Source organism: Streptomyces sp. NPDC054863 (assembly GCF_053610825.1).
In genome coordinates this window covers 78,810-87,048 of the sequence record NZ_JBSGZD010000006.1, presented here as the reverse complement: position 1 = coordinate 87,048, position 8,239 = coordinate 78,810, and the positions used below count along the sequence as shown (strand labels likewise).

The following is an 8,239-nucleotide window of genomic DNA, read 5'->3' as shown; positions in this document are numbered from 1 at the left end:
CCGGGGGCGGCCCGCCCCACCCGGACGGGGGGGGGCCGGGGGCGCCCCCCCCCCCCCGGCACACCCCCTAGGACTCGCAGCCCACGCCGTCCCCGTCGCGGTCCAGATGACGTCCGTAACCGGGATCGCCCGCCCTGATCGGTGCGGCGCCGGCGGCGCGCACGGCGGAGCAGTTCTTGTACGAGACGCTGCCGCCTCCGCCCCCACCGGAGGCACTGCTTCCCCCGCTCCCCGAGGTGCTGCCGCTCCCTCCGCTTCCCCCGGAGGAGGAGTCGCAGCCCACGCCGTCCCCGTCCCGGTCCAGGTGGCGCCCGTAACCGGGCCGGCCCTTCCTGATCGGTGCGACGCCCGCGGCGCGTGCCGCGGCGCAGTTCTTGTAGTAGACCGTCGGCGCGGGCTTCTTGGTCTTGACCGGTGCAGGCTTGGGCGCGGACACGGTGAGCCGAACAACAGCCGTACCTGTGAGAGGAGTTGCACCCTCACCCCCGGCGCCAACCCCGGCACCGTCAACGACGATCTTGTACGTGAACTGGTCCTCGCCCCCGAACCCCGCCTGCGGCGTGTAGACGAAGCTGCTCCCGCCCGCGCCGACGACGGCGGCCCCCGTGGTGGGCCGCGTGTCGAGCGAGAGCGTGAACTTCCCCTTCCGTACCGCCTCCTTGAAGGGTTCGGCGGCACCACCGGCCGCGGCGAAGGTGTCGTTCGCCAGTACGTTCACGATGATCGGCTTGACACTCTTCACGCTCGCGGTGTCGTCGACGAGGCCGAGCACATCCCCTGCCGGAGAGGGCGTGGCCGTGGCCGAAGGAGTCGCGTCAGCCGTCCCCGTAGCGGTCTTGCTTGCCTCGGCCCCCACCGGCTTGGCATCCGTCGAAGTACCGCCCCCGCACCCCGCCAGCGTCACCGCCAGGACCACGGCAACCCCACTCGTCAACGCCGCGCGCTGACGCATCGCACTCTTCCTCAACAACTCGTGCCCCCCAGGCATGGGTAGTGAACTGAGAGGCCGATGATGGCAGTCTTGTGAAGGTCAAGTAATGAACTGGTGCCCAATTGGCCTGAAGAAGCCGTTTACCCCCTCGCACTCCACCGCATGCGCCGCTCCCCACCCAGCCGGATGTGCGGGTGGGGGCGCTACGGGTGAAGTCGGACCGGAGTGAGCAGCGGGGTGCACTGCTGGGCCTACACGTCACCCCGGGCCCGGGCTGAGTGCCACCCCACTCACGCCGGTCCGAGGTCCCCGCGCCGTACCGCCCGTACGAACTCGGCCCAGGTGGCGTTGCGTACGGAGACGATCGGCCCGCCGACGCACTTGGAGTCCCGCACGGCGGCCGAGCCGCCCGCGTACGCAGTCTCGACGCACTCGGTTCCGCTGCCGCCGCTGTAGGACGACTTGAACCAGTCCCCAGTGCCGGCCGTCACGACATCTCCCCGCCCTGCACCGACCGTATGAACCCCGTCCACGTCGCGCGTCGCAAAGTGATCCGGGGTCCGTCGGGTGCCTTCGAGTCACGTACGGCGGTGCATGCGGGGCGCGGGGCGACCTCGACGCACTACCCGCCCGTGCCGTTGCTGTAGCTGCTCTTCTGCCAACTCGGTTCAGCGGACCAGGTCATCGGGAGTGTTCCTCCGAGGGCGCGACGGGGAGGGACCGGGACAGCACTGCTGCTGCATGGTTCCTGGTGTCACAGCACAGCAGCGCCGTGCATCTCTACAGGCTGTTGCTTCGAAGGGCGCCGATGAACTGAAGCCAGGAACCACTACCGACGGTGATCATGGGGCCTTCAGCTTCCTTGCTGTCTCGGACTGCTGCTCCGGCCTGCAAGTCCGCGACCTCTACGCACTCGGTGTTCGCGCCCCCGCTGTACGAGGACTTGAACCAGTCAAGGGCGTCGTTCGTCATCACATCTCCTTGTGGGCCCTCTTGATCAGCGCCGCAGAGGCGGTGATGTCGAGCGCCTGTGCGCGCAGGTAATCGAATGCCTGGCGGTAGCGGTCCAACTCTTCCTCCTTCTCAAGGAAGAGCGCCCCCGTGAGGATGTCCAGGTACACGACATCCAAGGAAGGCTGTGGGCCGCCCAGGATAACGAAGCTGCCCATGGCGGAGGCATGGGCACCCGAGGCGAACGGCAGGATCTGCAACGTCACATGAGGACTGTTCGCGCAGGCCAGGAGGTAGTCCAGTTGCTCCCGCATGATGCTGGCGCTTCCGACACTGCGGCGGACCACGGACTCATCCAGAACCGCCCAAATGTGGGGTGGATCTGAGCGTTTGAGGATCTCCTGCCGCTTGAGGCGGATGCTCACCTGGCGTTCGACTTCCTTGGCAGGCTGCCGCATGTCGGACGCCCGAACGATCGCCTCCGCGTATCCGCGGGTCTGCAACAGGCCGGGCACGTATGCGCAGGCGAAGTGGTCCTCCCGGACGGCATCGTCCTCAAGGGTCAGAAGGAAGTTCATCGACTCGGGGATCTTGCTGCCGAGCGAGGTCCACCAGCCCTGGACCTTGGCTTCCTTTGCGAGGTCGATGATCGCTTCACGCTCGGCGTCGCTGGCGCCGTACGCCCTGCAAAGAGCGTCCGCGATGGGCCACTTGATCGGCCCTTCCTTCGTTTCGTAGCGGCTGATGGTGGCCTTGGAAACCCCGATCAGCTTCCCGGCCTCCTCCAGTGTCATGTCTTTGCGATCACGCAACTTGCGCAGCGTCGCCCCGAGTTGGCGCCTGCGAGTAGTGGGTCCAGAAGGCATGGAGCAAGCTCTCCGATCTCTGCTCTGGTTTGCCTGATACGTAGATCTACTCAATTAGGTCCATTTCAAGCTGAGTTGGCGCCTCCGTGAGTCTTTCGGGGGAAGTTTCTGCGAGAAGTTACACAAGGCGACATCTCAAGAGTCATACTCGCAGACGTACCGCTACGCAGCGCAGCTGTATGGATACAGCAGGTGCAGTGCTGTCGTGGCGACGAGAGGGAGTGAGGCCATGCGCGACAACGCCGTCACCATCACCCGATCCCCGGCCCGCTGTGTGCTGGCCTTCGAAGCGAAACCGGCGAAGATGGGGACTCTCCGCAAGTCGGTGCGCGAGCAACTCACGCAGTGGGGCGTCCCCGACCTCGTCGATGAGGCGGAGTTGGCAGTCACCGAGCTCGCGACGAACGTCATCAAGCACGTGGGCGAGCACTCGGCGGCGACCCTCGTCATGGAGGCAAGCATCACCACGCTGCGGGTCGAGGTTCACGACACGAGCCATCGGCCTCCCGCGTTCGGCGACCCCGAGTGCGGTGTGGAGTGTGGCCGCGGCCTGCACCTGCTGGCCGGCATGGCTCTGGACTGGGGAACGGTGCAGACCGCGACGGGCAAGGCCGTGTGGTGCGAGTTCTCGCGGAGCGCGTACGGGCAGCGCTTTCGGGTGGAACGGGCTCTGGCAGCCCTGGACACCTATCGCGGTGACGAAGCAGCCGCAGCCCTCGGTCTGGCGCGACTCCCCGTGCTGGAGGACTCGGCGACGTCTCTCATCGCGGACCTCCTGCACTGCCTCGTAATCCAGGGGAGTGACCCGGTGTCGGCGCTGGAGCAGGCGGAGGACCGCTTCTACGCCGAGTACAAGAAGGCCGGTTGATGGCTTACGCGCCGGAGCGCGTTGCTGAGTTCCTCCAAGAGCTCGGCAACGGCCATTACGAATTCGACGACACGGATGACCTCTGGTTCCTCGTGAAGTCCGTTCAGGCGACCGGGTTTCTCTCAGATGTCTCGATCTTCCCGCTCGCTTCGACGGATAGTCGGGACGATCCGTTCCTGGTGGGGGTAGAGGTTGTGAGCGAGGTGGTGGTGACGTCGGCGCCAATCCAATGGTGCTCCGTGGCACCGCCCCTGGGCTGCCGTGGTGAGGGCGCTGTCCTGCATGTGCTCGCACAACTGGAATCTGTAGTGGAGGACCTTCGGGCGTCCTTTGCGAGGGCTGTCGCTCAGATGGACAAGTGATTCACGGCGCCATGGGCTACTTGTAGCTATTCATGCTGATATCGGAAGAAGGCATACAGGTGGGCTGGGTGGCATGTTTCTGGCCACAGGTAGATGACTTTTCGCCTCATCTGTCCACCAACTCGTCTGAGTGATCGAGTTCTTCCCTGATCTCGGCAGCATGTTCGGATGACTGCGTACAGAGCCAGCTTCGGCCATATAAATGCGACCCCCGCCGGAACCCTGTTCACTTCCCGCAGTGAGGTAAAGGTCGCAGGTCTCCACAAAGAGGCGCAAGCGGGCATTTCCTGGGGGCTTGACAGTGCGGGATCGCGCGCGGCTGACGCCATCGTTCTGAACAAGGGGTACGTCGACGACGAGGACCTCTGGGACGAGATTGTTTACACGGGTGTGGGGGGTCGCGACCCGTCGACGAAGAAGCAGATTGAGGACCAGTCCTGGCAGAGGGATGGAAACGAAGGGCTTCGCCAGAGCTGGAACAAGGGCTACCCGGTTCGTGTAATCCGAGGGTATCGGGGGGATGTGAATTACTCCCCTGTGAAGGGTTATCGATATGACGGCCTTTACGAGATTGTCGACGCCTGGGACGAGAGCGGGGTGGACGGTTTTCGGATATGCCGGTTCAGACTGAAGCGGCTCATGGCGGAAAAGCAGGAAGTTACCTCCCTTGAAGTGCAGTTCAAGGAGGTTCTTGCAGGAGCGGCCCGCAGGAAGACCGCGACGGTTTCCCGAATTATCCGGGACACAGCAGTGGGTAAGAGAGTTAAAGGCTGGCACAGGAATACGTGCCAAATATGTCGCGTAGCTCTCCCCGTGGGGCCAGACGGGAAGAGCTACGCAGAGGGAGCTCACATCCAGTCGCTGGGGGCCGGTGAGGGCCCCGACGTTGACGGAAATGTGTTGTGTCTCTGTCCCAACTGCCATGTCCGGTTGGATCGTGGCGCGCTGTACCTGACCAACGGTCTCCGTGTGGTGGATCGATTTGCTGAAGGCCAGGTCACGCCGATAGAGCTCAGGACCGTCGCAGAACACCGAGTACAAGCCCGATTCGCACGTGCCCACCGGCGCTTTTGGAAGATCGTGGACGAGAGTATTTAGCTTGCGGCGATTGCCGAGTACGTCCATACCGCGGCGGGCATCTCGTGCTGGAGGTCCCAAGTGATGGCCATCGGCTTGCTTCCCTCGTGCTTGACGTACTCGGCAGGTCCAAGCAGCGTCCACGGCTGAGAGCTACCGACGTCCGTGGTCTTGTAGCGGCGGGCGAAGAGCAGGACGTGGCTTCCTTCCGCGGCATGCTGTTGGTATCGCTTGCCCGTCGGAGACGTTTCGGACGTCTGGTTCTGGGACTCCCAATGGAACCTCGTCTCGCTCATCGCGTAATCCCGGTACCGGGTCTCCGGAGAGAAGTCCTTCTCGTCCTTCTCCAGCGTGATGAGGAGAGCGTCCGTCTGGATGGCCTCGCACCACTTGACACCCTCCCTGAAGTGGCCGGGAAGGAATTTGTTGTAGGTGGATTGTCCGAGGGCCGGGAGGATTTCTTCGCGGGTGTACGACGCATGCACGGTGAGGGGGAGCCCGGCGAGCTCGCCGTCCAGCGGGCGGGGAACGTGCTCCGTGTGTGCCAAGTTGTAGGCCAGCATCTGAAGGAGCTCGTTACGAACAGCGTCGTGCGGGTGTAGGGACGAGAAGCCCGCCTCGTAGCTGTCGAAGCCGCTCAACGGCCAGAGAGAGAAGAACAGCATCCGTGCGTATGCCTGCTCCTGTTCTGACAGGTCGGCGTACGACGGAGCATCTTCGCGCAGCATTTTGCTGTAGACCCGGACTCGATCCGGATCGTCCACGTGGAGGAACGACGACATGCGCTTGAGGAGGGCCGGTTCACCCTCGGGCGCAGGCCCGTCCAGCAGCCCTGCCTTGCGGAGAAGCCCCGTCCAAGAGTTGCCATTTCCGCGGTAGAGCTCCTTGAGTTCGCGACCGCTCTCGTCGAGGTACGTGGCCAAGTCCAGCTCTGCGTATGACGCGACCTCGCCGGCGAGGACTGTGACGTTCACCCCGATCTGGTTCTTGATGTTGTCCACGATCAGTTTCTTGGCCTTGGGCTCAAGGATGATTTGGCAGCCGGAAGGGAGCTGAGGGAAGTCGTTCTCGATGCTCTTTTGGAGCCGCTTGCGCGTCAGGTTGGTGAGGGCTCGGAACTGGTTCTCGAAGCGGAATTCCTTGCGGTGCTGGCCGATGAAGTCGAGAACGGTCAGAACAGCTTTGTCGTCACTGCGTCGCAGCCCGCGACCCAGCTGCTGCAGGAACACAGTGGCGCTGGAGGTCGGCCGCAGGAGGAGCAGTGTATCGACGTCCGGTACGTCCAAGCCCTCGTTGAACAGGTCCACGGAGAAAAGGACTTGGAGCTTTCCATTCTTGAGGTCGGAGAGTGCCTGCGCCCGTTCCATGCGAGTGTTCTCGCCGGAAAGTGCCGCAGCGTTGAGGCCTGCACAGCGGAAGGCCTCAGCCATGAAGTGTGCGTGGGCGACGGATACGCAGAAGCCCAAGGCGCGCATAGAGCCGGGGTCGGTCACCTTGTCCCGGACCGCCTTGATGACGAGGCGGGCACGTGCGTCATTGCCGGTGAGAACGTTGTTGAGGGAGCTGCTGACGTAGCCGCCGCCCTTCCACTCCACAGCCCTCATGTCGGTGTTGTCGGTGATGCCGAAGTAGTGGAATGGGCTGAGGAGTTCGTTCTCCAAGGCCTCCCACAGGCGCATCTCCGCCGCGATCCGGCCGTCAAAGAACTCGTCCTGGACGTTCTTCCCGTCCATGCGCTCGGGGGTTGCTGTCAGGCCGAGGAGCTCTTCGGGTAGGAAGTGGTCGATGATGCGCCGGTAGGTCGGCGCGGTTCCGTGGTGGAACTCGTCGATCACGATGATGTCGAAGTGGTCCGGGGCGAGCCGTTCCAGTGTGCGTGCGTTGAGGGACTGGACGCTTGCGAAGACATGGGTCCAGCGCTCTGGGATGTCCCCAGCGACAAGCAGCTCACCGAACTCCGCTTCGTTCAGCACATCTTGGTACGTGCGCAGTGACTGCTGCAAGATTTCTTGACGGTGAGCGACGAAGAGAAGGCGAAGATCACGACCGAGTTTCTGGCGGAGGTGCTTGTAGTCGAGTGCCGCCATCACTGTCTTGCCTGTGCCGGTGGCAGCGACGAGCAGGTTGTGGTGCCGGTCGTGAACCGTGCGTTCCACCTCAAGGCGCTCCAGCATGTCCCGCTGATGTGGGTAGGGGCGTACGTCGAGGCCAGAGAGCTGGATGCGGCGATTGCCATCCGTCCGATCCATCCTGCCGGATGCATCGCGCAAGGCCTCTGAGAGACGTTCCCCATCACGCTCCGGGTCGTACGACTCGAAAGCGGGCTCGCTCCAGTACGAGTCGAAGGTTGCCTCGAACTTCCGCAGGACGGCGGGAGTGGCAACGGAGGACAGCCGGACGTTCCACTCCAGGCCTTCGAGCAGCGCGGCTTTGGAAAGGTTGGAGCTGCCGACGTATGCGGTGTCGTAACCGCTGTTGCGCCGAAAGAGCCAGGCCTTTGCATGGAGCCGGGTCGACCGGAGTTCGTAATTGATCTTCACTTTGGCGCCGAAGTCCTGCACGAGGCGATCGAGCGCTCGGCGCTCGGTGGCGCCGATGTACGTGGTCGTGATCACCCGGATCGGGATGCCCCGCTCACGCGCCGACTGGAGGGACTGCTCCAGCACCCGCAGGCCGTGCCACTTCACGAACGCGCAGAGCAGGTCAACCCGGTCGGCGGTCGCCAGTTCGGCCCGCAACTCGAAGCCGAGGTTGGGGTCCTCAGGGGAGTTGGTGATCAGCGCTGTCTCGGAGAGCGGGGTGGCCGGCCTGATTGCGTAGACGCCAGGAGCTTCCTGCTCCGCGATGGAGAGCAGCTGCCGCGGGCCGTCTGCGATCAAGTCAACCCATTCCCGGGCCCCTTCGAGCGTGTTGAGCGATTCCAGGATGTGGTTGGCGGCGTGTACGCGATCAACGTCGGGCAAGCTTTGGAGGAGTCGGCGCACAGTCTCGGCCACATGGCGCGCGAGGACATGGGGAGTTGACTCGGAGCCGACCTCGTCGTCGATCGCTCGCCACCCACTCGCCTTAAGGTCACTGAGCTGTTGAGTGAGGCGCAGCGTGATCAGCTGCTCGTAGATTCCGGGGACGGGCTGGGATGCGCTGGTCGCTGCGGACACGCTGTGGCCTCCTGTGAGTCGACACC

General features: G+C 64.0%; 8 protein-coding genes and 1 pseudogene. 3 read left to right on the top strand and 6 right to left on the bottom strand.

Annotated features, from left to right (window positions below):
- Positions 1-67: 67 nt before the first annotated feature.
- The 5 genes and pseudogenes from ACWGIG_RS02805 to ACWGIG_RS02785 form a co-directional block, all read right to left on the bottom strand.
- Positions 68-952, bottom strand: a complete 885-nt coding sequence (locus ACWGIG_RS02805; protein WP_453319671.1) for an excalibur calcium-binding domain-containing protein — start codon at positions 950-952, stop codon at positions 68-70.
- Positions 953-1,221: 269 nt separating this feature from the next.
- Positions 1,222-1,422, bottom strand: a complete 201-nt coding sequence (locus ACWGIG_RS02800; protein ID WP_453319670.1) for a DUF397 domain-containing protein — start codon at positions 1,420-1,422, stop codon at positions 1,222-1,224.
- Positions 1,419-1,541: pseudogene (locus ACWGIG_RS02795) on the bottom strand (DUF397 domain-containing protein); the annotation flags it as partial. The pseudogene ACWGIG_RS02795 and the gene ACWGIG_RS02800, both read right to left, overlap by 4 nt.
- 170 nt (positions 1,542-1,711) lie before the next feature.
- A complete protein-coding gene (locus ACWGIG_RS02790; protein WP_453319669.1) occupies positions 1,712-1,903 on the bottom strand; it encodes a DUF397 domain-containing protein in 192 nt (63 codons plus the stop codon).
- Positions 1,903-2,748 (bottom strand): helix-turn-helix domain-containing protein, encoded by an 846-nt coding sequence (locus ACWGIG_RS02785; protein ID WP_453319668.1) that lies wholly within the window; start codon positions 2,746-2,748, stop codon positions 1,903-1,905. The genes ACWGIG_RS02790 and ACWGIG_RS02785 overlap by 1 nt, the downstream gene beginning before the upstream one ends.
- Positions 2,749-2,977: 229 nt before the next feature.
- Between ACWGIG_RS02785 and ACWGIG_RS02780 the strand changes: the two genes are divergently transcribed.
- The 3 genes from ACWGIG_RS02780 to ACWGIG_RS02770 all read left to right on the top strand — a co-directional run bounded on the left by ACWGIG_RS02780 (position 2,978) and on the right by ACWGIG_RS02770 (position 5,076).
- Positions 2,978-3,616 carry an ATP-binding protein gene (locus ACWGIG_RS02780; protein ID WP_453319667.1) on the top strand — a complete coding sequence of 213 codons (639 nt, stop codon included), beginning with the start codon at positions 2,978-2,980 and terminating at the stop codon, positions 3,614-3,616.
- Positions 3,616-3,978 (top strand): hypothetical protein, encoded by a 363-nt coding sequence (locus tag ACWGIG_RS02775; RefSeq protein ID WP_453319666.1) that lies wholly within the window; start codon positions 3,616-3,618, stop codon positions 3,976-3,978. The genes ACWGIG_RS02780 and ACWGIG_RS02775 overlap by 1 nt, the downstream gene beginning before the upstream one ends.
- A 168-nt stretch (positions 3,979-4,146) precedes the next feature.
- A complete protein-coding gene (locus ACWGIG_RS02770) occupies positions 4,147-5,076 on the top strand; it encodes a YDG/SRA domain-containing protein (protein ID WP_453319665.1) in 930 nt (309 codons plus the stop codon).
- On the opposite strand, the gene ACWGIG_RS02765 is transcribed toward ACWGIG_RS02770, so the two are convergent.
- Positions 5,073-8,213 (bottom strand): DUF3427 domain-containing protein, encoded by a 3,141-nt coding sequence (locus ACWGIG_RS02765; RefSeq protein ID WP_453319664.1) that lies wholly within the window; start codon positions 8,211-8,213, stop codon positions 5,073-5,075. The two genes, ACWGIG_RS02770 and ACWGIG_RS02765, sit on opposite strands and share 4 nt — an antisense overlap.
- Between the last annotated feature and the right edge of the window lie 26 nt (positions 8,214-8,239).